Here is a 22,798-nt window from a genome sequence, read left to right as displayed (position 1 = left end):
GGGTGGTCAGGCCCTGGCGTGGCCGTTCAGTGCGGCCAGCGGGGTGTCCGCGAGGCCCAGTTCCCCGGCTTTCTCGATCAGTTGCCTGATCTGTCCGGTGTGGTCGCCACCCGCCTGCATCAGCTTCACGAGCAGCGCGGACACCGTCAGGTTCTGTATGTCGGCGCTCGACACGGAGCCCAGGATCCGGCTCACGTCGTCGGTGAAGCTCGCCGAGCCGTCCAGCCACGGGCCGGCGAGGGCCTGGGCGGTCTCGGAGTGCTGGACGAACCCGTCGATGCCCTTGCCGAGCGCGATGGACGACACCAGCCGGTCGAGGAAGACGGACTCCCCGCCGACGATGTTGATGTCGGCGTTCTCCAGACCGGTCGCGAGCACCGTGGCCTGGGCCTCGGCGACCTGCCGCTGCACCTCGAGCCCGGCGAGCCGTACGTCCTTCTCCGCCTCGAGGCGCAGCCGGTACTCCTCGTGGCCGCGGGACGCCTCGTCCAGCGCGGCCATCGCCGCCGCCTTCTCGGTGAGGCCGGCGGCCTCCGCCTTGAGCCTGCCGCTGATGCCCTCCGCGTCGGCGAGCGCCCTGGCCCGCGCGCCCTCTGCCTCGGCGCGCATCCGGGCCTCGGCCGCCTCGGCCTCGGCACGGCCGGCCTTCTCGATGACGTCGGCCTCCTTGTCGCGGACCTGCACGAGGGCGAGTCCCTCGGCCGCGGCCTCGGCCTGGATGCCCTCGGCCAGCCGCACCTTGGCCTGGGCGTCGAGGTCGGCGCTCTTCAGCCGGGCCTCGGCCAGGGTCAGTTCCTCGGCGGCGCGGTGCGTGGCGGACACCTCGGCGGCCTCCGCGGCCTTGATGTCCTTGACCAGCTTCTGCTGCGCCTCGGCCTCGGCGGCGATGATGACGGCCTGGCGCCGGCGCTCCGCCTCCTCCACGGCCCGCAGCTTCTTGATCGACTCCTCCTGCTCGGCGACCGTACGGTCCACCGCGACGCGCTCCCGGACGACCTCGGCGATGTCGCGCTTCTGGCCCTCGACCTCCTTGTCGGCCGCGATCCGGGTCAGCTCGGTCTCCCGCTCGCGGGCGATGACCTCGAGCATCCGGTCCTTCTCGATGCGCTCGCTCTCCACGGCGATGACCCGCTCGCGGTTCTTGGCGGCGACGGCGACCTCACGGGCCTGGTTCTCGCGCTGCACGCCGAGCTGCTCCTCGGTGCGCAGGAAGGCGCTCTGCGCGCGCAGCCGCTCCTCCTCCACCACCCGTGCCGTCTCGGCCTCCTCGCGGGCCCGTACGGTCTCTATCTCCCGGCGCTGCTTGATCTCGGCGTCGGTCTGCCGGCGCTCCAGCTCGAGGATCGCCTCGCGCGCGTCGACGTTCTGCCGGGTGATCTCCTTCTCCTCGCCGCGCTGGGCCTCGTTGGTGCGGACGTGTTCCACGGCCGTCAGCTCGGTGATCTTGCGGATGCCCTGCGCGTCGAGCACGTTGCCCGGGTCGAGCTGGGCCAGCGGCGTCTGCTCGAGGAAGTCGATCGCCGCGTCCTCGAGGTGGTAGCCGTTGAGGTCGACTCCGATGACCTCGATGATCCGGTACCGCAGTTCCTCGCGCTTGGTGTAGAGGTCGGTGAAGTCCATCTGCTTGCCGACGGTCTTCAGCGCCTCGGAGAACTTCGCGTGGAACAGTTCCTGCAGCGTGTTGCGGTCGCTGGCCCGCGTGGTGCCGACGGCCTGCGCGACCTTGATGACGTCGTCGACGGTCTTGTTGACCTTGACGAAGAAGGTGATGCGGATGTCCGCGCGGATGTTGTCCTGGCAGATCAGGCCTTCCTTGCCGGCCCGGGTGATCTCGATGGTCTTCACCGAGATGTCCATGACCTCGGCCCTGTGCAGCACGGGCAGCACGACCTGCCCGGTGAAGGTCACGTCGACCTTGCGGACCTTGGAGACGATGAGCGCCTTGCCCTGCTCCACCTTGCGGAACAGCCTGGACATGAGGAACAGCACGACGAGTGCGGCGAGCAGGCAGACGCCGACGAGCACGGCGATGCCGACGGTGGCAGCATCCATGGGATACGTCCTTCGGAGCTGGGTGACGGACAGGAGTGACAGGTCGGCGCCGGGCGCCGAGGAAGGTGGCGGCGGGGCCGCCCCGGTGCCTCTCGGCCCGGACTGTGCGCGGTGGTGACGTGGTTGACGGCGTGACGGCCGTGCGGCGGTGGTGTGATGGCGTGCGGCACGGGTGGCTCGCGCGGGAGCCGTACGCCGGCTCCGCCACGGGACACGCCGGGCCCGCCGCCCCGGTTCCCGCCGGGTCCGCGGAACTACCGGGACGGCCCGGGTTCGTCGGGCACCGGACGGTGCAGCGGGCGTACGAAGAAGCGGGTCAGCCGCCAGGCCGCGAGGAGGGCTCCGGCCAGGGCGGGAAGACGCAGCAGTCCCGTGCCGGGCCCGTCGGAGACGTGCGCGTCGAGCAGCACGGTCACGCCGGTGGCGAGCAGCCAGGCGAACAGGGTCAGCAGGGACAGCGCGAGGGCGACCGGCACTCCGCCCATCCCCCAGGCGTCGAGATCCGCGTCCGAGTCGAAGGCGTGCGGAGTGGTGACGCCGACGGCCACCAGCAGCCAGAAGCAGGCGGCCACGACGAGGGCCGCGGTGAGCAGAAGCGTGGGCAGGCCCGTGGCGGCCTCCGCGATCACGTGCATCTCCGGCCACCCCCTTTCCCGGTTCCCGCGTCCCGCGTTCTGCGTGCCGCGCCCTGTGACGGCTCGCACCGACGGCGGCACCGGCCCCCGGTGGTTCCGGCCCCCGGTGGTTCCGGCCCCCGGTGGTTCCGGCCCCCGGTGGTTCCGGCCCCCGGTGGTTCCGGCCCCCGGTGGTTCCGGTGCCGGACACCTGCCGGTGTCCGGCACCGGAACCGTCCGCGGTGCTCCCCGCGGACCATGATGGCCGGTCAGACCCCGCTCACGCATTGCCGGTTTCCGGCAATGTTCACTAGGGTCTGCATGCCGGGTGCGCGATCAGGGGCCCGCCGAAGCGGCGCCAAGGACGCGTCAGGATGTGGGGGAGCTGTGGCGGAGCGGGAGATTCCCGGGGAGTACCTGGAAGGTTATGCCCAGATCCTGGAGGAGGTCGCGGCCACCGGCCGGCGCCTCTCCCGGGACGAGCTGAGTTCCCGTCGGGCCCTGGGGGAACGGGCCGCGGAGGCGGGCTTCGGTCTGCGCGCCCTGGTGCGCACGCACCTGATCGCCACGCGTGAGGTGTGGCCGCGCGGTCAGGACGACTCGGCCGAGGAGGCGCTCTCCGCCGTGCAGCAGGCGGTGGACGCGTTCGCCGAGGGCTACGAGCGGGCGCAGCGCCTCGCCGTCCGCCAGGAGGAGGCGGCACGGCGGGAGTTCATCGACGACCTCCTCTACGGCCGCAGTGACCTGGGCCGGCTCGCCGAACGGGCCGAACGCTTCGGCCTGCGGCTCTCCCACGAACACGCGGTCGCCGTCGCCCGGGGCCCCGTCGCCTACGACGAGGGCGACGCCGTCCCGCGGCGGGTGGAGCAGGCCCTCAACTCCCGGTTCGGCAACCGCAGCATCCTGCTCACCACCAAGGACGGCCGGCTGCTGTGCGTCGCCCCGGGGCACCAGGACGAGGTGCTCACGCACTTCGCCAAGCAGGCGCACGCCGCCACCGACGGCGGCCAGGTCGCCGTCGGCCGCCCGCAGTCCGGGGCCGGCGGGGTCGTCCAGTCGTACGAAGAGGCCCTGAGCACGCTGGAGATCGCCGAACGGCTGGGGCTGGACGATCCGGTGCTGCACGCCGCCGAACTGCTCGTCTACCCCGTCCTCGCCCGCGACCGCCAGGCCATGTCCGACCTGGTGCACAGCACTCTCGGCCCGCTCACCTCGGCCCGGGGCGGCGCCGAGCCGCTCCTCGAGACGCTCACCGTGTACTTCGACTCGGGCTGCGTGGCGGCGGAGACGGCCCGGCGGCTCGCGCTGAGCGTGCGGGCGCTGACCTACCGGCTGGAGCGTATCCACAAGCTCACCGGCGCCAACCCGGCCGACCCCGCCCACCGTTACATGCTGCAGACCGCGGTCATCGGCGCCCGCCTGCTGGACTGGCCGGCCGAGCAGCTCTGATCCGGGCGGCTGCGCTCCGGGGAGCTCCGGTGCGGCGGGGCGGGCGGGCGCCGGTGGTTCAGCCGCGGTCCAGGGTGATGTCCTGCCGCAGGGACGCATGGAACAGGGGCAGCGGGAGGCCTCCGACGGGGCGCAGCTCGACGAGGGTGACCTCGACGTCGGCGGCACCGGCCTTCAGCGCGTCGGAGGGGACGCTTCCGGTGTTCTCCCAGCGGTGGGTCCGGCCGTCGCACTGTGCCCGGGTGCCGCCGACGCCGTAGCGCGTGACGGCCGGCTCCTGACGGACGGAGGAGCCGACCAGGACCGGCCCGGAAGCATCCGTACAGCGGTACGTGCCGGAGAGCGTGACGCGGCGGCCGTCGGGGGCGATCAGGCCCACGGGGTCCACCGTCACGGAGACGGGGGACGCGGCGGGGGCGGCGGAGGCAACGGGAGCAGCAGGGGGCTCGGGTGCGGCGGACGCGACCGAGGGCGCGGCCACGACGGCCCCGAGCAGCAGCGCCCCGCAGGCCGCCGCACCGGCGAGGACGGAACGCACGGGACGCACGGACCCGGTGGCGGTGGCGGTGGATGTGGATGTGGATGTGGGGACGGACATGGGGGACCTCCCGGAAGGCGGGGAACGAGGGCTCGATTCCCTCAGCAGTACCGGGAGAGCGGTCCGGGACGGGTGACCCTCACCCCTTCGGTGGCGAGTTGGCACCGGCCTCCGGGCAACCGTCCCGGGACCGTCCGGGAGCTGCCACGCTTCCCGCAGGACGTTCCGAGGGGCTCCCGGCGGGGGCATGGCCGGGGTGGACGGCCCCTTCGGATCGATCCACCTGAGCGGAGGTACGCCCCGTGTGCCCACCGGACGCCATGCACCGGCCCCGGGTACAGGTCCCCCATGTGGTCGCCGCCCACCCGGAGCAGGGCCGGAGCCCGAGGTGCGACGGCACGATCGCCTTCGACGACACGGGCGCACTGCTGCCCGACGGCCGCGCGGTCGCCCCGCACCCGGTCCCTGCGGACCACCTCACCGTGGTCGCCCGACCGGACGCGGCACGGCGCACACCCGGCACGGCGCGGCGCCCGGCGCGGGAGCCACCCCCTTACCGGAACCTCCTTGTCCGGTAAGGGAGATGACCAGGCGTGATGCCGATGCCCCGGGGAAGGGCACCGATCGGCACGACCTAAGATGATCAACGTGTCCGACCAGCCTGCCCCACGGTCTCTCATCGTCACGCTCTACGGCGCGTACGGCCGCTTCGCGCCGGGCCCCGTGCCCGTCGCCGAGCTGATCCGGCTGCTGGCCGCGGTCGGCGTCGACGCTCCCGCCGTGCGTTCCTCGGTGTCCCGGCTCAAGCGGCGCGGGCTGCTCCTGCCGGCCCGCACCGCACAGGGCGCGGCGGGATACGAGCTGTCGCCGGAAGCGCGCCGGTTACTGGACGACAGCGACCGGCGTGTGCACGCCGCCGCGAGTCCCGCGGACGAGGGCTGGGTGCTCGCCGTGTTCTCCGTGCCGGAGTCCGAGCGGCAGAAGCGTCACATCCTGCGCTCCCGGCTGTCCGGCCTCGGTTTCGGCACCACCGCTCCGGGCGTGTGGATAGCGCCGGCCCGGCTGCACGAGGAGACCAGGCACACCCTGGAGCGGCTGCGGCTGGACGGTTACGTCGACCTCTTCCGCGGTGAGCACCTCGGGTTCACGCCCACCGCCGAGGCGGTCGCCCGCTGGTGGGACCTGGCCGGGATGGCCAAGGAGCACGAGGCGTTCCTGGACCGGCACGCGCACGTACTGGACGCCTGGCGGCAGCGCGAGGACACCCCGCCCGAGGAGGCGTACCACGACTACCTGCTCGCCCTCGACTCCTGGCGTCATCTCCCCTACACGGACCCCGGGCTCCCCCTCGGGCTGCTCCCCGAGGACTGGCCGGGTACGCGCTCGGCGCACGTCTTCCACGGCCTGCACACCCGTCTGCGGGACGCCGGGGCGGTCTTCGCGGGCCTGTGACACGTGCCACACGGCGCGCGACTCACGGCTCACGGCTCACGGCTCACGGCTCACGGCTCACGGCTCACGGCTCACGGAACCTCTCTCCGGCCCCTCGCGTCACCGATCCGTGACCGCCGTCATGATTGCGCGACAGGCCGGCCGGGCATGATCGACGCGACGGGCCCGGGGGCCCGTCCGGCGGGGGCGGGGAGCCGTGCCGTCCGCGCACTCCGGAGGCATGACGGCCGTCACGGGCCGACGACACCGCCTGAGGGCCACGCCGTACCATTGAGTGATTGAAAGCAGGACCACCCGCCTGCTCTCCATGATCGGATCCAGCGTGTACGAACCCTCGACCTCCGCATCCTGGCGCGTCGCGCTGCCGCACACCACCGCGGCCGTGCCCGTCGCCCGTGCGCTGGTCCGTACCGCGCTGGCCGAGCGGGAGCACGCCGCGGACCGGGACACGGCGGAGCTGCTCACCGCCGAGCTGGTGGCCAACGCCGTGGAGCACACCGCCGGGGGCGCGCCGATCGAGCTGGTGGTGGAGTTGCTGCCCACCGGCTGCCGGGTCGAGGTGCACGACACCGATCCGCGGGCGCCCGCCGACCTGACCCGCCCGCCGCTCCGCGAGCCGGATCCCTGGCAGGAGCACGGGCGCGGGCTGCTGCTGATCCGCACCCTGAGCTCGTCGTGCGGCCACCGCCCGACCGCCTCGGGCAAGGCCGTGTGGTTCCGGCTGCCGGCGGTGCCGCGCCAGCGCCGGCCCGACTGAACCGGACCGGCCGGCCCGGCCGCCGCACCGGCTCAGGCCAGGGTCGCCACCAGCACCGCCTTGATCGTGTGCATCCGGTTCTCCGCCTCGTCGAAGACGACCGAGTGGGCCGACTCGAACACCTCGTCGGTCACCTCCAGCGACTCCAGACCGTGCTTCTCGTACACCTCACGGCCGACCCGCGTCCCCAGGTCGTGGAAGGCCGGCAGGCAGTGCAGGAAACGGACGTCCGGGTTGCCGGCGGCCCGCAGCACGTCCATGGTCACCGCGTACGGCGCGAGGGCGGCGATCCGCTCGTCCCAGACCTCCGCGGGCTCCCCCATCGAGACCCAGACGTCGGTGACGACGAAGTCCGCGCCCGCGACGCCCTCGGCGATCTCCTCGGTGAGCGTGATGCGGGCCCCGCTGGACTCGGCGAGCGTACGCGCCCGGTCGACGACCTCCTGGGCGGGCCAGTAGGTCTTCGGGGCGACGATGCGGACGTCCATGCCCAGCAGGGCCGCGGTGACGAGGTAGGAGTTGCCCATGTTGAAGCGGGCGTCGCCGAGGTAGGCGAAGGAGATCTCCGTGACCGGCCTCCCGCCGCCGTGCTCGGTCATGGTGAGCACGTCGGCGAGCATCTGGGTGGGGTGCCAGTCGTCGGTCAGACCGTTGTAGACGGGCACACCCGCGTAGGCGGCGAGGGTCTCGACGGTGGACTGGGAGTCGCCCCGGAACTCGATCGCGTCGAACATCCGGCCGAGCACCCGCGCGGTGTCCTTCGCGGACTCCTTCTTCCCGATGTGCGAGCCGCTCGGGTCGATGTACGTCGTGGAGGCGCCCTGGTCGGCGGCGGCCACCTCGAAGGAGCAGCGGGTGCGCGTCGAGGGCTTCTCGAAGATCAGCGCGATGTTCCTGCCCTGGAGGTACCGGGTCTCGGTGCCGGCCTGCTTGGCGGCCTTCAGCTCCGCGGCCAGGTCGAGCAGGCCGAGGAACTCCTGCGCGGTGAAGTCCACCTCCTTGAGGAAGTGGCGGCCGGCGAGGGCGGTCGGGACTGTCGCCATGGGGCGCTCCAGAGGTACGGGGGCAGGATCGGGCCAGGTCGGACACAGGACGCATGGAAGTCTATACGAACATCAGCATTTATATGCGTGACCTGCTCCCGGGGTCTCCCTGGACCGCCTCCCGCTCGACCGGGCAGCTCATGCAGCGCGGCCCGCCCCTGCCCCGGCCCAGTTCGCTGCCGGGGATCTCGATCACCTCGATGCCCTGCTTGCGCAGATGCGTGTTGGTGGTGGCGTTCCGCTCGTAGGCGACGACGACACCCGGCTCGACGGCCAGGACGTTGCAGCCGTCGTCCCACTGCTCGCGCTCGGCGGCGTGGACGTCCTGGGTGGCGGTCAGCACCCGGATCTCGCTGAGCCCGAGCGCGGCGGCGATCGCGCGGTGCATGTGCTCCGGCGGGTGGTCGGTGACCTTCAGTTCCCTGTCCCCCGAGCCGGGTTCGATGGTGTACGAACGGAGCATGCCGAGGCCCGCGTACTGGGTGAAGGTGTCGCCGTCGACCATCGTCATCACCGTGTCCAGGTGCATCACGGCGCGCCTCTTCGGCATGTCGAGGGCGACGATGGTCTCGGCGGAACCCGCGGCGAACAGTTTGTGCGCCAGCATCTCGACGGCCTGCGGGGTGGTCCGCTCGCTCATGCCGATCAGCACCGCGCCGTTGCCGATGACCAGGACGTCCCCGCCCTCGATGGTGGACGGGTAGTCGGCCTGCCCCTCGGACCAGAGGCGGAAGCTCTCGTCGCGGAACAGCGGGTGGTGCCGGTAGATGGCCTCGAAGTGCACGGTCTCGCGCTGCCGGGCGGGCCACCGCATGGCGTTGATGGAGACCCCGTCGTAGATCCAGGCGGAGGTGTCGCGGGTGAAGAGGTGGTTGGGCAGCGGGCGGAGGAGGAAGTCGTCGAGTTCCATGGCGTGGAAGCGCACCGACGTCGGTTCCGGGTGGGCGTCCAGGAACTCCCGCTTGGTCATCCCGCCGACCAGCGCCTCGGTCAGCTCGGCCGAGGGCAGGGTCTCGAACGCCGCGCGGAGGTGGTCGGTGGCCAGCGGGCCGTACTCCTTCTCGTCGAAGACACGGTCCAGGACGAGCGAGCGGGCCGCCGGGACGTCCAGCGTGGAGGTGAGCAGGTCACCGAAGAGGTGGACGGTGACCCCCCGGTCACGCAGGACGTCGGCGAACCCGTCGTGCTCGGCGCGCGCCCGGCGCACCCAGAGCACGTCGTCGAACAGCAGGGCGTCCTTGTTGCTGGGGGTGAGCCTTTTGAGCTCGAGATCGGGCCGGTGCAGGATGACGCGGCGCAGCCGTCCGGCCTCGGAGTCGACGTGGTAGGTCATGTCTCCATCCTGACCACCGGAGGGGCCGTTCACCCCTCCGCGGACGGGACGGGACCGGCGGGAGGGACAGGACGGCAGCCGCCGGCCCGGGCGGATCTCCCCGCCCGGGCCGGCCGGGTCGCCGTCCGCGTCCGTGTCCGCGTCCGCGTCCGCGTCCGCCAGGGCCTACAGCCGCGGGTCGACCGGCTCCGACTCCAGCGCCAGGACGCCGAAGACGGCCTCGTGGACCCGCCACAGGGGTCCGCCGTCGGCGAGGCGGTCCAGGGCCTCCAGGCCGAGGGCGTACTCGCGGATCGCCAGGGACCGCTTGTGGCCGAGGGAACGGCCGCGCAGCCTGGCCAGGTTGTCGGGGCGGGTGTACTCGGGGCCGTAGACGATCCGCAGGTACTCGCGGCCCCGGCACTTGATGCCGGGCTGCACCAGGCGGCCCTTCGGGTCGCGGGCCGGGGCCCCGACCGGCTTGACGACCATGCCCTCGCCGCCGCGCCCGGTCATCTCCAGCCACCAGTCGACGCCCGCCCGCACCGACTCGGGGTCGGCGGGGTCGACGTACAGGCGCCGGGTGGTCTGCAGCAGACCCGTGGGATCGTGCTCGACCACGCGGTCCAGCAGGGCGAGCTGCTCGTCGTGCGGCAGCCCGGCGAGGCTGCGCCCCTGGGCGGCGAGGATCTGGAACGGGGCGAGGCGTACGCCGTCCAGCTGGTCGGTGGTCCAGCAGTAGCGGCGGTACGCCTGCGTGAACGCGCCGACCGCGCCGGCCCGTTCCCGCTGGCGTTCCAGCAGCTCCCGCACCTCGACGCCGCGGGCGGCGGCGCTCTCCAGGGCCGCCAGGGCGCCCGGGAACACCGCGCCGCCGGCGGCACCCACGGCGGCGTACTGCGAGCGCAGCAGCCCGGACGCCTTCAGCGACCACGGCATCAACTCGGCGTCCAGCAAAAGCCATGCGGTTTCGAGGGTGTCCCACAGCCCGGCGTCGGTGATCGCCGTGCGCAACCGGCCGAGGATCTCCTCGGTGACCGCCGCCTCGCCGAAGAACGGGCGGCCGGTGCGGGTGTAGAGCGATCCGGCAGGGCCGCCCTCGACCCCGAAGTGCCGGGCGGCGGCGTCCGCGTCCCGGCAGACCAGGGCGACCGCGCGTGAACCCATGTGCTTCTCCTCGCACACGACGCGCCCGACCCCGTCCTCCTTGTACTGGGCGAAGGCCTCGGCCGGGTGCTCCAGGTAGCCGTCCAGGTGCGAGGTGGCGGTGGGGGCCATGGTCGGCGGAAGGTACGGCAGCAGACGCGGGTCGATCGCGAAGCGGCTCATGACCTCCAGGGCCGCGGCCGCGTTCTCCTCGCGTACGGCCACCCGGCCGGCGTACCGGGTCTCGACGGCCCGGCGGCCGTGGACGTCGGCGAGGTCCAGCGGGCGGCCGTCCTGTCCGCCGGGGGCCTCGGTGCGCAGCGGGCGGACCGGCTCGTACCAGACCCGCTCGGCCGGTACGTCGACCAGTTCCCGCTCCGGCCAGCGCAGCGCGGTGAGCTTGCCGCCGAAGACGGCGCCGGTGTCCAGGCAGATGGTGTTGTTGAGCCAGGTCGCCTCCGGGACCGGGGTGTGGCCGTGGACGACGGCGGCACGGCCCCGGTAGTCCTCGGCCCACGGGTAGCGCACCGGCAGGCCGAACTCGTCGGTCTCGCCGGTGGTGTCGCCGTACAGCGCGTGTGAGCGGACCCGGCCGGAGGTGCGGCCGTGGTACTTCTCCGGCAGGCCGGCGTGGCAGACGACGAGCCGGCCGCCGTCGAGGACGTAGTGGCTGACCAGGCCGTCGACGAACTCCCTCACCTCGGCGCGGAATTCCTCGCTCTCCTGGTCCATCTGCTCGATGGTCTCGGCCAGGCCGTGGGTGTGCTGGACCTTGCGGCCCCTGAGGTACCGGCCGAACTTGTTCTCGTGGTTGCCGGGGACGCACAGCGCGCTGCCCGACTTCACCATGGACATGACCCGGCGCAGCACGCCCGGGCTGTCCGGGCCGCGGTCGACGAGGTCGCCGACGAAGACCGCGGTGCGGCCCTCGGGGTGGACGCCGTCGGTGTAGCCCAACGCGCCGAGCAAGGAATCCAGTTCGGCGGCGCAGCCGTGGACGTCGCCGATGATGTCGAAGGGCCCGGTGAGGTGGGTGAGGTCGTTGTACCGCTTCTCGGTGACGACGGTGGCGTTCTCGACCTCGTCGACACCGCGCAGGACGTGCACCGTGCGGAAGCCCTCGCGCTCCAGGCTCCTCAGGGAGCGCCGGAGTTCGCGGGTGTGGCGCTGGACGACCCGGCGGGGCATGCCGGCGCGGTCGGCGCGGGCCGCGTTGCGCTCGGCGCACACCTCCTCGGGCACGTCGAGCACGACGGCTATCGGCAGGACGTCGTACTGCCGTGCCAGATCGATCAGTTGACGTCGGGCGTCCTGCTGGACGCTGGTGGCGTCGACGACGGTGCGGCGGCCGGCCGCCAGCCGCTTGCCCGCGATGTAGTGCAGGACGTCGAAGGCGTCCCTGGAGGCGCTCTGGTCGTTCTCGTCGTCGGCGACCAGGCCGCGGCAGAAGTCGGAGGAGATGACCTCGGTGGGCTTGAAGTGGCGCCGGGCGAAGGTGGACTTGCCCGAGCCGGAGGCGCCGACGAGTACGACGAGGGAGAGGTCGGTGACGGGCAGGACCCGGCCGCGGTTCCCGGCGGGCCGGGCTCCGGGCGGGGCATCGCTGTGGGTCTCGGGCCGAACTTTGGTCCGGGCTCCGGTGGTGGTCTCGCGGGTCATGCCGCCTTCGCCTCCTTCCTGTCCTTCGTCTCCCCGGTCACGAACACGGCCATCTGGGTGGGCGGGCCGACCTCCGGGTCGTCCGGGCCCACGGGCACGAACCCGACGTCGTATCCGTGCCGTTCGGCGACCTTCGCGGCCCAGGCGCGGAACTCCTCGCGGGTCCACTCGAAGCGGTGGTCGCCGTGCCGGGCGTGACCGGCCGGAAGGCTCTCCCAGCGGACGTTGTACTCGACGTTCGGAGTGGTCACGACGACGGTCCGGGGGCGGGCCGCGCCGAACACGGCGTACTCCAGGGCGGGCAGCCTCGGCAGGTCGAGGTGTTCGATCACCTCGCTGAGCACGGCGGCGTCGTACCCCTTGAGCCGCTTGTCGGTGTACGACAGCGAGCCCTGGAGAAGCTTCACCCGGGACGCCTGGCGCTCCCCCATGCGGTCCAGCCCGAGCCGCCGGGAGGCGATGGTCAGCGCGCGCATGGACACGTCGACGCCGACGATCTCGGAGTAGGCCGGGTGGCGCAGCAGCTCCTGCACCAGCTGCCCCTGCCCGCAGCCGAGGTCGAGCACACGGGTGGCGCCGGAGGCAGCGAGGGCGGCGACGATCGCCTCCCGGCGCCGCACGGCGAGCGGGGTCGGCTTCTCCTCGTCCCCCGTGTCCGCCGCGACGGCGTTGTCCATCTCCTCGACGTCGCTGTCGTCCGTCTCGGCCAGCCGGACCAGCTCGAGCCGTTCCAGCGCCTGGCGGGTCAGTGACCAGCGGCGGGCAAGGTAGCGGCTGGTGATCAGCTGCTGCTCCGGGTGGCCGGGCAGCCAGCCCTCGCCGGCGCGCAGCAGCTTGTCGACCTCGTCGGAGGAGACCCAGTAGTGCTTGGCGTCGTCGAGGACGGGGAGCAGGACGTAGAGGTGGCGCAGGGCCTGGGCGAGGGTGAGGGTGTCCGACTCCAGGACGAGGCGTACGTACCGCGAGTCGCCCCAGTCCGGGAACTCGGTGTCCAGGGCCACCGGGTCGGCCGTGACCGTCCAGCCGAGCGGCTCGAAGAGCCGGCCGACCAGGGCGGGGCCGCCGCGCGCGGGCAGCGCGGGCACCTCGACGCGCAGCGGCAGCGGCTGTCCGGGCAGCTCCGGGCGGGCCTTGCACACGCCGCGCATCGCGCTGGAGAAGACACGGCTCAGCGCGACGGCGAGCAGCGAGGACGCCGCGTACGGGCGGTCGTTGACGTACTGCGCGAGAGCGGTGTCGGGGGCGCCGCCGTGCCCCTTGCCCTTGCCCCGCCGGACCAGTGCCACCGCGTCCACCTCCAGCAGCAGTGCCGCCGTGCACCGCTCGGCGTCCGCCTCGGGGTAGAGGACGTGCGCGGTGCCGTAGGACAGAGGGGCCGAGAACGGGCTGTCGGGGTGCTTGTGGAGGAGGAAGCCCATGTCGGTGGCAGGGTTGGTCTTGTCGCCGGTGGTCGAGATCGTCAGGAACACGTGACCGAGTATGGGTCCCGTCGGCCCCGTACCGGTACCCGATTACCTCGCGACGGCAGCGGGCCCACCGGATCGACCGGCGTCCCGCCGTAGGGGGGGGGAGCTCCGGCCCTCGCCCCCACCGGGAACGGAGATCACCGGGGGATGTGCCGTGCCTCCCTGCCGTACCGTCCGCGCACCACGTCGGCCGATGGCCCCGGCGGGGCCGGCGACCGGCGCTCCTCGGGGCCCCTGTCTGGAGGCGGTCGGCGTCCGCCTGGCATAGCGTTTCCCGTGAGGGGGCCGAGTCGACGGCGGCGACAGGAACGGCGGACCAGCGGTGGAGCAGCACGAGGGCAGAGCTTCCCCTCAGGCGGACGACGGATGGTGGTCCGGCCGGCTGCATGAGCTCTGGCGTGCCGCCGACACGGCGCAGGACGTGAGAGGGCTGGAGGTTTTCCTCTACGACATGCTGCTCCGCACGCCCGGTGTACTGGCCGTCGTGGGTACCCGCTGGAGCGGGGGGCTGCTGCACTATCTGCGCAGTGCCACCCTGGCGGAGCCGACGCCGTCGTTCATTGAATTCGAACAGAATTTCGGTGAAGCTGCCGCGGCCGGGGCTCCGGTCGGCCAACCGACCGTCACGGTCCACGAGGTGTCGGGGCTCGACGGCGCCATGCCCCACGTCCAGGCCCTGGCGGCGGCGGGCGCCCGGAGCGTGGCCGAGTGTGCCGTACCGCTGGGGCAGGGCGGCTGGGCGTCGTTCATGGTCGGCACCGCGGGCGGGGACGCGGTCGACGTGACGCTGCGGGCCCGGTTGAAGCAGGTGGCCGAGGTCACCATGGTCTCCGACCAGCGCATCATGGCGCGGCGCGAGGACGAGCTGCGCGGGGTGAGTGACGCCTTCCTGGCGGAGGCGTCGCTGCAGATGGGCTCGAGCCTCGATGTGGAGAGGACCGTGCAACGGGTGGCTCGGACGGCTGTTCCCGCTGTCGCCGAGGGGTGCGTCCTGCATCTGCGTCCTTCCGACGGACTGACCGCCGTGGCCTACTCGCACATGGACGCGGGCGAGCAGCAGTGGCTCGGTGCGGTCGCGGCCGAGGACCGCTGGCTCACCGACGTACTGCAGCAGGTCGTCGACCGCGGGCAGGGGCTGGTGCTGCAGGGCGACGAGCTGGAAGGCGGGCCCTTCGGCCCCGCCTCGTCCGGGGCGGGGCGGGCCGTGCGTGCGCTCAGTGTGAACCCGCTCAAGGCCCGGGGGCGGGCCCTGGGCACGCTGACCTTCCTGTACCACCGCGCGAACATCACCGAGGTGCCCTCGCGGTTCCTCGCCGATCTCGCCGACCGGGCCGCGTTGGCCATCGACACCAGCACCCTGTACGAACAGCGGCGCCGGCACGTGGTCTTCCTCCAGCGGCATCTGCTGCCGAGAGAACTGCCGCGGATCCCGGGGCTCGTCCTGAGCTCGGCATACGAAGTGGGCGACGTCTCGCTCGACGTGGGTGGTGACTTCTACGACGCCGTCCCGGGGCCGCGGGGCGGTGTGACGCTCCTCATCGGTGACGTCTGCGGACGCGGGGCGGAGGCCGCGGGACTCACCGGTCTGGCCCGCCACACCCTGCGCACCCTGCTCGAGGACGGCAGCACGCCCGAGCACGCGCTGGGACGGCTGAACCAGGCCCTGGTCAGGGAGGGCACGTCCCGCTTCGTGACAGCGCTCGTGGCGGTGCTGGTGCCGGACGGAAAGGGATTCCACCTGCGGTATTGGAATGCCGGGCATCCGGCGCCTCTGGTGCGGCGCGAGGACGGCGCCTTGGAGGAGCTCTCCGCCCACGGCGATCTGCTGGGTGTGCTGGAGGAGACCGAGTACGGATCCGGGTCGGCGCACGTGGCGCCGGGTGGCGCGCTGGTGCTGTTCACCGACGGGGTGACCGAGGCGAGAGCGGCTGACGGAACGTTCTTCGAATCCTGCCTGCGGGACGCGGTGACCCGGCAGGGATCCGGTGAGGCCCAAGGGTTCGCCGAACGGCTGGCGGCGGCTGTCGTGGAGTTCCGGGCCACGGGTGCGGACGACATCGCCGTGCTCGTCGCACAGGCGGAGACGGCCGCGTGAGCGGGCCGGCCGGGGATCCGGGGATCGATCACGATCTCGTCTGGGTGGTCGAGGACTCGGCGGAGGACGCCGAGGCGATCCGGCGGGCGCTCGGTCGCACCCATCCGGATCTGACGCTGCTGTTCACGGACAGGGGAGCCGGAGTCGCCGAGCGGTTGCTGGAAGCCGCCCGGCGACCGGGGCTCGTCCTCCTGGATCTGAACATGCCCGGTCTCGGTGGGGTCGCGGTGCTCCGGTCGATCCGCTCCATGCCCGAACTGGACGACGTGACCGTGGTCGTCTTCACCTCGTCCACCGCGCCGGACGAGGTCGACGCGACCTACGCGGCAGGGGCCGACAGCTACATCTACAAGCCGATCAACTTCGAGCTCTTCCGCACCGTTCTGAAGGGGGCCGTGGACTACTGGCAGAGAAGGGCGAAGGGCGAGGGCGAGGGCGAGGGCGAGGGTCCTTCCGCTCAGTCGCCGCCTTCCTGACCCAGCGTGAAGCAGAAGCTGGACCCGCGGCCGGGTTCGCTTTCGAGCCACAGCTCGCCGCCGTGCCGTTCGACGATCCGTTTGACGATGGCGAGCCCCACGCCGGCGCCTCCGCCGCGCTCGTCCGGCCCGTGCAGTCTGTGGAACAGCTCGAACACCTCACCCTGCTGGTCGGCCGGGATACCGATGCCGTTGTCGCGGACCACGACGGCCTGCCGGGGGGTCCCGCCCGCCGGCGGGCGGAGTGTGTCGACCAGGACCTCGACCGTGCGGTCTCCTTGATCGGCGGCGTACTTGGCGGCGTTCACCAGGAGGTTGACCAGGACCTCGTGGAGCCGGTGCTCATCGGCGTACACCTCGGGCAGGTCTCCTCTGACGACCCGCACGTGGGCCTCGGCCAGACGTTCCCCGGCCACGTCGAGTGCGGAGTCCAGCACCTGGCCCAGTGGGACACGGGTCAGGTGCAGCCCGCCTCGGCCCAGCCGGGCGAAGTGCATCAACGAGTCGAGCAGGTCGTCCATCCGGCCGGCCAGTCGCCGCATGGTGAGAAGCCGTCGGACGGTCGTCGCGTCGAGGTCCGCCGCGGCGTCCTCGATGACGAAGGTCACGGCGTTGGAGATGCCTCGCAGGGGTTCCTTGAGGTCGTGGGCCGCCACGTGGGCGAACGAGTCGAGGTCGGCGTTGGTGATGCGCAGCTGTTCGTTGAGCGAGGCCAGCTCGGCCTCGTGGCGCAGGACGAGACCGGTCAGCGTGCGCCAGAGCTCCAGCGCGGTGGCGCGGTCGGCCGGCGTCCAGGGCAGGCTCTGTCCGTGTACCGCCGCGCGGAAGACCGCACCCGACCCGCGCGGGGTGAGCCGTTCGCCCCGCGGGCCGACCAGGACGGGGCGGGAAGGGTCTGTGGCCCACTGGCGGGCGGCGGGGCGGGCCTTGCGGAACCAGGCGAGGAAGTCACCCGCGCGGCTCAGCGTCACCATCAGGACCCCCGCCGGACCGCCCTCCGTCATGTCGCCGCCGGGCTGGTCGGCTTCCTCGGACAGGCGGTCCGTGCTCCAGACGGTGCCCGGTGACGACCCCGCCGCGCGTGTCCGGAGGGTCTCCAGCAGAGCGGGCGCCACGCTCATCCCGCTGGTGGTGCTGCGGCCGCCGCGGCAGAGCGCCGCGCCATCGGCGTCCAGCAGCGTTCTGAGCGCTTCGTCGCCTGCCAGGAGCGAGTGCTCCGGATCGGACGTGAGCCGGGAGGTGATCCGGTCGAGGCGCTCACGGGAGGTGCGGAGCGCCTCGGCCTGCTCCCGTTCCTCGACGACCGCGAGTTGCAGCGAGAAGGCGACGCCGAAGAACTCGCACGCCGCCCGCAGTTCCGGGGGAATCGTGGCGGCGGCGTCGCCGTGACAGGCGATCAGCCCCCAGAGCCTGCCCTCGCGAAGGACACTCACCGACATCGACGACTTCACACCGAGGTTCCGCAGGTACTCCAGATGAAAGTCGGACACGGTGCGCAGTACGGAGTTCGACAGGTCCAGCGGCAGGTCGGAGCCGGCCCGCCGCGGGGGGTGCAGGCCCACACTGGTGTCGTCCACGTCGGCGATCACCCGGATCCAGTTGTCGCGGTAGAGCCGCCTCGCCTGGGGCGGGATGTCACTGGCGGGGAACCAGAGCCCCAGCCAGGGCTCGTGGCCGTCGGTGAGCACCTCCGCGACCACCTCTCCGGGCCCGTCCTCGTCCTCGAAGCGGTAGGCGACCACCCGGTCGAAGCCGGTCAGCGCCTGGACCTCGTGGGTGGCCGCCTGGCAGCACTCGGCTACCGTCGTCGCCGACCGGAGCCGGGTCAGGGCCCGCCGGACGCCCTGGTAGTAGGGCGCGAAATGCGACAACGCGACGGTGCGGGGCTCGCACTCCAGGATGACGAAGGGCCCCTGCCGGTGGGCGGTCACGTCGAACGTCCTGGGGGCGCCTGCCACGTCGAGGGAGACGGGGAGAACCAGGCTTGCCGCCTCGTGCTGAGCGCCGACCTCCAGGGCCTGGGCCCAGTCCCGGGGGGACAGCACCCGCGTGACGGGTCCCCCGACCAGCTCCTCGGCCGCGATTCCCAGCAGGCCGCCGGTGTTCAGGGCCGCGGTGTCCACGGTGCCGGTATCGGCCTCCACCGCCAGCAGAGTGCCGTGGGACTGGATCCGGCCGAGCAGGTGAATGGGCTCCTGGAGGCATGCGTCGAGGTCGAAGCCGATGGCCGCCGCGGCTTCGGCCTCCCGCCCGGGGTCCGGAAGGGGCATCTCTTCTCCCACGTGACGTGTTCTCGATCCGGTCCGGTCGGCTGCCCGGTCCGCCGGGGTCCTCCGGTGGCGCACCGGGGCCGGGGGCCGCTGCGGGCGTGTGTCGTCGCTTCCGGCCGCGGCCGGTCCCGAGGTCCGGCCGCACAAGCCGGGTCCGGGGCCGGGGGTGGGGGTGGAGCTCCCCTGCCGATCGGCGCCGGCCACCCACCGCGGTCGGGTCCCCTGGCCGCAGCCCCGGCCGTGGGGCTCGCCCACGCCTGGCGGGGCGAGCCATGGGCCCGGCCGTATGCGTCAGGGAGGGGCGTCCCTCCCGGTCCACGACCGGTCCGTGGACCGGAGAGACAACCGTGCGGGACGGACTCCGATCGACGGTGCGGATCACCGACGCCACCGCTCGCCTGTGCGGGGCCCGTACCGCGGACGTTCCGCCACAGGTGCGTCTGCGCGGTCCCGGGGCCCCGCAGCCGGCGGGGCAGCCGATGCCGTCGTCACTTCCGGTAGCCGAGGATGGTCATCATGCCGGATTCGGAGTGGTACTGGTTGTGGCAGTGCAGCATCCACAGGCCCGGGTTGTCGGCGTTGAAGTCGACGACGAGTTTGCGGTGCGGCAGTACCAGGGCGGTGTCCTTGCGCGCTCCGGCCGCGCGGGCGCCGGTGAGGGCGAAGGTGTGGCCGTGCAGATGCATGGGGTGCCACATGTCGGTGGCGTTGGTGAAGGTCAGGCGGACCCGTTCTCCCTCCCGGACGGGGTGGCGTTGTTCGACGGAGTAGGTCCGGCCGTCGAGTCTCCAGTCGAACTGCCTCATGCTGCCGGTCAGTCTGAAGCTCAGCTCGCGGTCCGGGGTGCGGTCGCAGAGGGCGACGGACTCGTCCGGCACCAGCCGGCCGGCCGGCACGATCCGGCCGTCGAGCTCCTTCGGGTGCGCGGAGCATCCGGGGAAGCTCCCGCTGCCGGTGCGCAGGACCGCCAGGGCCCTCGCGTTCTTGCCTTCGGCGAGCGCGACCAGCGGGAACACCCCGTCCTTGGCGGTGACGAGCACGTCGTAGCGTTCGGCCATGCCCAGCAGCAGTGCGTCCGTGCGCGTGTGCTCGACCGGGTAGCCGTCCGTGTGCGTCACGGTCATCTCGTGGCCGCCGAGTGCCACCCGGAAAGCCGTGTCGCCCCCGGCGTTGATGATCCGCAACCGGATCCGCTCCCCGGGGCAGGCCCGGAAGACCGAAGCGGCTTTCGGGAGACGGCCGTTGATCAGATAGTGCGGGTAGTCGACGTGACCGCCCGCGCTGTCCAGCACGCGGCTGTGCCCCTTGTGCAGGACGCGGGAGGGGCCGGCGGGCTTGGCGGGGGCGAGCATCGAGTCGTGTGCGGCGCTCTCGCCCATGTCCATCGGGATGCTCCTGCCCTGGTGCAACTGCGCGAGCACGCCGTCCGGAGTGGAGCCGTCCACGCCGTCCACCCAGTCGTCCAGGACGACGACCCACTCCTTGTCGTAGCACAAGGGCTCCTTGGGGTCCTCGACGATCAGCGGGGCGTACAGGCCGCGGTCGAGTTGCATTCCCGAGTGCGAATGCACCCAGTACGTACCCGGGTGCGGCACGGCGAAGCGGTAGGTGAAGTCCGCGCCGGGCTCGACGGAGGACTGGGTCAGGCCCGGTACTCCGTCCATGTCGCAGCGCAGACGGATACCGTGCGAGTGCAGCGTCGTCGTCACGGGCAGGTGGTTGACGAGCCTGAGGTTGAGGATGTCACCCGCGGTGACCCGGACCTCCCTGCCGGGCAGCATGTCACCGTACGCCCATGAGTCAACGGTCTGCCCGCCCAGGTCGAGGGACGTCTCGGAGGCGGTCAGCACGACCGTGCGCAGGGGACCGGACCCGCGTTCCCTCTCGGCAGCGACGACCTCGGGATCGGACGGGTTCACGTACCCCGTGGGCCCCTTGGGAACGAAACCCTCGCCGCGGTGGCCGGGGGCCCCGCCCGCCGCCGCGGGGGTGCCGGTTGCGGAGGGCGGACCGGACGCGGAGTGAGGGCCGGGCCCGGAGTGCGAGCCCGACCCGGAACAGGCGGCCAGGGCTCCGGAGCCGACGGCCGCGATCGAGGCACCGAGCAGGGTGCGCCGCGTATGTGAGTGCATGACTGAATAACACATGTCTTATAGTCATATATGCGGTAATTAGATCGGCGCGTCCCGTGATTCACCCACGCCGCTCGAGGAGACCCCGCCAGAACCCCGCGGGAGGAATCGTGTGCTCCGTCTCGGCCGTCCGCCCGGTTCCCGGAGCGGTCCGGGGCTGCCGCAGTGAGGCCGCAGCGCCGGGCCCGGGGCGCCCACGGGATGCCGACGGGATGCCGACGGTGCGGTCGGCCGCCGCCGGGAAGAGCCTCTGCCGAATGTGCCGGGCGGCCCCGGGCCGCTGCTTCTCCGGGGCCCCGGGCCCGCCGGGAGTGCGGGGGTGCGTGCAGGCCTGCGGGGTCGGCCTGACCGTGCGGGCGGTCCGCCCGCACGGCCGGAGAGGCTAGCCCAGCTGGGACTGGACCTGGGAGGAGATGAGTTCCAGGTGGTCGAGGTCGGACAGGTCGAGGATCTGGAGGTAGATGCGCCGGGCGCCGGCCTCGGCGTAGCGGCCGATCTTGTCGACGACCTCGGCGGGGGTGCCCGCGAGCCCGTTGGCGCGCAGTTCGTCGGGCTCGCGGCCGATCGCGGCGGCGCGGCGGGCGATCTCCTGCTCGTCCTTGCCGACGCAGGCGACCAGCGCGTTGGAGTACACGAGGGCGCCGGGGTCGCGGCCTGCCTCCTGGGCGGCGGCGCGCACCCGGCCGAACTGGCGCTCGCTGTCCTCGACGGAGGCGAACGGCATGTTGAACTCGTCGGCGTACCGCGCGGCCAGCCGGGGCGTGCGGACGGCGCCGTGGCCGCCGATGAGCACCGGGACCTTGGGCTGGGCCGGCTTGGGGAGCGCCGGTGACCGCGTGAGGTCGTAGTACGTGCCGTGGAAGTCGTAGGTCTGGCCGGTCCCGGTCGCCCACAGGCCGATGACGATCTCCAGCTGTTCCTCCAGGCGGGCCATCTTCTCCTTCGGGAAGGGGATGCCGTACGCCTTGTGCTCTTCCTCGAACCAGCCGGACCCCAGGCCGAGTTCGACACGGCCGCCGGACATCTGGTCCACCTGGGCGACCTGGATGGCGAGGACGCCGGGGAGCCGGAAGGTGCCGGCGGTCATCAGGGTGCCGAGCCGGATGCGCTTGGTCTCGCGGGCGAGGCCGGCGAGGGTGATCCAGGCGTCGGTGGGGCCGGGCAGGCCGTCCCCGGAGCCCATCTTGAGGTAGTGGTCGGAGCGGAAGAAGGCGTCGAAGCCGAGTTCCTCGGTGGCCTTGGCGACGGTGAGCAAGGTGTCGTAGGTGGCCCCCTGCTGGGGCTCGGTGAAGATACGGAGATCCATGCCTCCATCCTGCCTGCTCGGACCCGGTACGGTCCGGCCGGCCCTTCGCCCCCCCGTGTCGCGCCCGGCGCTCCGGCCGGGAAGGTTCGCCGGGCCGGCGGCCGGAACGGGGGACGGCGGGACGGGCGGGGACGTCCGTTGCGCCGCGTGCGGGTGGTCGCGGGAGGGCCGTAGCAGCCACCTCGGTGCCGTCCGCGTCCACCACGGCCGCACCGCCGGCGGGGCCGCTTCCGGGGAGCAGCCGCCGTGCAAGCAGGTGACGCCGTGGGGGCGGCAGCAGGCCGACGGCAGGCGGTCGGGTCTGCGCCGCTTCGCCCGGGCCCGGCCACCGCGCCTCCAGCGGTCGAACGGACGTCACCGCACCTCCGGCCGCCACGACCGCCCACCCGGTGAACCTGCGCGGTCACGGCAGCCGGCCCCGACCGGCCTCCTGTTCGGCGAGGGCCTGGTCCCGGTCCGCCAGTTTGCGGAGCATCTCCAGCACGCGGTCGCGGGACTCGTCCGCCGCGTCGATGGCCTCCACGCACTGCCAGTACGAGGACTCGTCGACCGCCGAGGAGGCCATGCCGACCAGCGCGATGCCGACCTCGCCGAGAAGTCCGCCCAGGTGCAGCAGGGCCTGCCGGGCGTCGCCCAGCTCGGTGAGCAGGGCGGCGCGCGACTCGCCCGGACCGAGCCGCGGGGTGTCCAGCACCCCGCAGCCGCGTCCCGCCAGCTCGGTCAGGCCCAGTGCCTCGCCGCGCAGTTCGGGCGGGCCGGCGACCGCGAGGCGGCTGCCTACCGCCTGCGCGAGTGCCTGCGCCTGCCACACCTCCGCCGAGAGCTCCGGCATACCGCCGGCAGTGGTGAGGGCCCGTCTGCTCGTCCCTATGAGCCGCACAGCGTCCATGCGCCGCCCCTGTCTGTCCGACGCGCTGCCCGCGCGTCCGCCCAACTCCCCTGTTCACTACCCAGAGTGAGACAGTTTGAGACAGAACATCGAACAGAAGGCGGAGATCTGGGGACAACAATTCGAAAACGGTCGGCATGTT

The 22,798-nt window shown here is 72.6% G+C and carries 17 protein-coding genes; 6 read left to right on the top strand and 11 right to left on the bottom strand.

Annotation, left to right across the window (positions count from 1 at the left end; translation table 11 throughout):
* Positions 1-6: 6 nt before the first annotated feature.
* A complete protein-coding gene (locus TU30_RS18395) occupies positions 7-2,052 on the bottom strand; it encodes an SPFH domain-containing protein (protein WP_042171341.1) in 2,046 nt (681 codons plus the stop codon).
* A 254-nt stretch (positions 2,053-2,306) separates the two neighbouring features.
* Positions 2,307-2,687 carry a hypothetical protein gene (locus TU30_RS18390; protein ID WP_042171339.1) on the bottom strand — a complete coding sequence of 127 codons (381 nt, stop codon included), beginning with the start codon at positions 2,685-2,687 and terminating at the stop codon, positions 2,307-2,309.
* 366 nt (positions 2,688-3,053) lie between these two features.
* On the opposite strand from TU30_RS18390, the gene TU30_RS18385 reads away from it, so the two are divergent.
* Positions 3,054-4,115 (top strand): CdaR family transcriptional regulator, encoded by a 1,062-nt coding sequence (locus TU30_RS18385; protein WP_042171455.1) that lies wholly within the window; start codon positions 3,054-3,056, stop codon positions 4,113-4,115.
* Positions 4,116-4,173: 58 nt separating this feature from the next.
* Here TU30_RS18385 and TU30_RS18380 read toward each other — a convergent pair whose 3' ends face one another.
* Complete coding sequence (locus TU30_RS18380; protein ID WP_078878348.1) at positions 4,174-4,713, bottom strand: DUF6299 family protein; 540 nt, start codon at positions 4,711-4,713, stop codon at positions 4,174-4,176.
* A gap of 260 nt (positions 4,714-4,973) precedes the next feature.
* Here TU30_RS18380 and TU30_RS38335 point away from each other — a divergent pair, with 260 nt between their 5' ends.
* From TU30_RS38335 to TU30_RS32925, 3 genes are all read left to right on the top strand, one after another.
* On the top strand, positions 4,974-5,231 hold the full coding sequence (locus TU30_RS38335) for a DUF5999 family protein (RefSeq protein WP_042171337.1): 258 nt from the start codon (positions 4,974-4,976) through the stop codon (positions 5,229-5,231).
* Between the two features lie 61 nt (positions 5,232-5,292).
* Positions 5,293-6,105 (top strand): PaaX family transcriptional regulator C-terminal domain-containing protein, encoded by an 813-nt coding sequence (locus tag TU30_RS18370; RefSeq protein WP_042171335.1) that lies wholly within the window; start codon positions 5,293-5,295, stop codon positions 6,103-6,105.
* Between the two features lie 307 nt (positions 6,106-6,412).
* The gene (locus TU30_RS32925) at positions 6,413-6,862 is read left to right on the top strand and encodes an ATP-binding protein (RefSeq protein WP_052479848.1); all 450 of its coding nucleotides are present in this window, start codon (positions 6,413-6,415) and stop codon (positions 6,860-6,862) included.
* Positions 6,863-6,894: 32 nt separating this feature from the next.
* On the opposite strand, the gene argF is transcribed toward TU30_RS32925, so the two are convergent.
* From argF to TU30_RS18345, 4 genes are all read right to left on the bottom strand, one after another.
* On the bottom strand, positions 6,895-7,905 hold the full coding sequence (gene argF / locus TU30_RS18360) for an ornithine carbamoyltransferase (RefSeq protein WP_042171334.1): 1,011 nt from the start codon (positions 7,903-7,905) through the stop codon (positions 6,895-6,897).
* A 79-nt stretch (positions 7,906-7,984) separates the two neighbouring features.
* The gene (locus TU30_RS18355) at positions 7,985-9,238 is read right to left on the bottom strand and encodes an arginine deiminase (RefSeq protein WP_042171331.1); all 1,254 of its coding nucleotides are present in this window, start codon (positions 9,236-9,238) and stop codon (positions 7,985-7,987) included.
* Between the two features lie 165 nt (positions 9,239-9,403).
* Positions 9,404-12,022, bottom strand: coding sequence for a polynucleotide kinase-phosphatase (locus TU30_RS18350; protein ID WP_078878347.1), 2,619 nt, complete (start codon positions 12,020-12,022; stop codon positions 9,404-9,406).
* Positions 12,019-13,491: a 3' terminal RNA ribose 2'-O-methyltransferase Hen1 gene (locus TU30_RS18345; RefSeq protein WP_042171329.1), complete on the bottom strand. Its 1,473-nt coding sequence runs from the start codon at positions 13,489-13,491 to the stop codon at positions 12,019-12,021. The genes TU30_RS18350 and TU30_RS18345 overlap by 4 nt, the downstream gene beginning before the upstream one ends.
* Before the next feature lie 319 nt (positions 13,492-13,810).
* Between TU30_RS18345 and TU30_RS18340 the strand changes: the two genes are divergently transcribed.
* A complete protein-coding gene (locus tag TU30_RS18340; RefSeq protein ID WP_042171327.1) occupies positions 13,811-15,583 on the top strand; it encodes a PP2C family protein-serine/threonine phosphatase in 1,773 nt (590 codons plus the stop codon).
* The gene (locus TU30_RS18335) at positions 15,580-16,059 is read left to right on the top strand and encodes a response regulator (protein ID WP_042171325.1); all 480 of its coding nucleotides are present in this window, start codon (positions 15,580-15,582) and stop codon (positions 16,057-16,059) included. The genes TU30_RS18340 and TU30_RS18335 overlap by 4 nt, the downstream gene beginning before the upstream one ends.
* On the opposite strand, the gene TU30_RS18330 is transcribed toward TU30_RS18335, so the two are convergent.
* The 4 genes from TU30_RS18330 to TU30_RS18315 form a co-directional block, all read right to left on the bottom strand.
* The gene (locus tag TU30_RS18330) at positions 16,041-18,329 is read right to left on the bottom strand and encodes an ATP-binding protein (protein ID WP_042171323.1); all 2,289 of its coding nucleotides are present in this window, start codon (positions 18,327-18,329) and stop codon (positions 16,041-16,043) included. The two genes, TU30_RS18335 and TU30_RS18330, sit on opposite strands and share 19 nt — an antisense overlap.
* A 488-nt stretch (positions 18,330-18,817) precedes the next feature.
* Entirely contained in the window at positions 18,818-20,461 is a 1,644-nt protein-coding gene (locus TU30_RS18325; protein ID WP_042171321.1) for a multicopper oxidase family protein, read from the bottom strand.
* A gap of 382 nt (positions 20,462-20,843) precedes the next feature.
* Positions 20,844-21,767 (bottom strand): LLM class F420-dependent oxidoreductase, encoded by a 924-nt coding sequence (locus tag TU30_RS18320; RefSeq protein WP_042171319.1) that lies wholly within the window; start codon positions 21,765-21,767, stop codon positions 20,844-20,846.
* 403 nt (positions 21,768-22,170) lie between these two features.
* Positions 22,171-22,656 (bottom strand): DUF6099 family protein, encoded by a 486-nt coding sequence (locus TU30_RS18315; RefSeq protein WP_042171318.1) that lies wholly within the window; start codon positions 22,654-22,656, stop codon positions 22,171-22,173.
* Positions 22,657-22,798: the final 142 nt, after the last annotated feature.

Origin of the sequence: Streptomyces sp. NBRC 110035, assembly GCF_000829695.1 — a bacterium.
GTDB lineage: Bacteria > Actinomycetota > Actinomycetes > Streptomycetales > Streptomycetaceae > Streptomyces.
The sequence above is the reverse complement of the archived record's forward strand: the minus strand, read 5'-3'. Positions and strand labels throughout refer to the sequence as shown.

Coding starts and splice junctions, on each gene's coding strand:
- TU30_RS18395 (WP_042171341.1), bottom strand. CDS start 2,052: ATGGATGCTGCCACCGTCGGCATCGCCGTGCTCGTCGGCGTCTGCCTG.
- TU30_RS18315 (WP_042171318.1), bottom strand. CDS start 22,656: ATGGACGCTGTGCGGCTCATAGGGACGAGCAGACGGGCCCTCACCACT.
- TU30_RS18355 (WP_042171331.1), bottom strand. CDS start 9,238: ATGACCTACCACGTCGACTCCGAGGCCGGACGGCTGCGCCGCGTCATC.
- TU30_RS18350 (WP_078878347.1), bottom strand. CDS start 12,022: ATGACCCGCGAGACCACCACCGGAGCCCGGACCAAAGTTCGGCCCGAG.
- TU30_RS32925 (WP_052479848.1), top strand. CDS start 6,413: ATGATCGGATCCAGCGTGTACGAACCCTCGACCTCCGCATCCTGGCGC.
- argF (WP_042171334.1), bottom strand. CDS start 7,905: ATGGCGACAGTCCCGACCGCCCTCGCCGGCCGCCACTTCCTCAAGGAG.
- TU30_RS18380 (WP_078878348.1), bottom strand. CDS start 4,713: ATGTCCGTCCCCACATCCACATCCACATCCACCGCCACCGCCACCGGG.
- TU30_RS18325 (WP_042171321.1), bottom strand. CDS start 20,461: ATGCACTCACATACGCGGCGCACCCTGCTCGGTGCCTCGATCGCGGCC.
- TU30_RS18370 (WP_042171335.1), top strand. CDS start 5,293: ATGATCAACGTGTCCGACCAGCCTGCCCCACGGTCTCTCATCGTCACG.
- TU30_RS18330 (WP_042171323.1), bottom strand. CDS start 18,329: ATGCCCCTTCCGGACCCCGGGCGGGAGGCCGAAGCCGCGGCGGCCATC.
- TU30_RS18390 (WP_042171339.1), bottom strand. CDS start 2,687: ATGCACGTGATCGCGGAGGCCGCCACGGGCCTGCCCACGCTTCTGCTC.
- TU30_RS18320 (WP_042171319.1), bottom strand. CDS start 21,767: ATGGATCTCCGTATCTTCACCGAGCCCCAGCAGGGGGCCACCTACGAC.
- TU30_RS38335 (WP_042171337.1), top strand. CDS start 4,974: ATGCACCGGCCCCGGGTACAGGTCCCCCATGTGGTCGCCGCCCACCCG.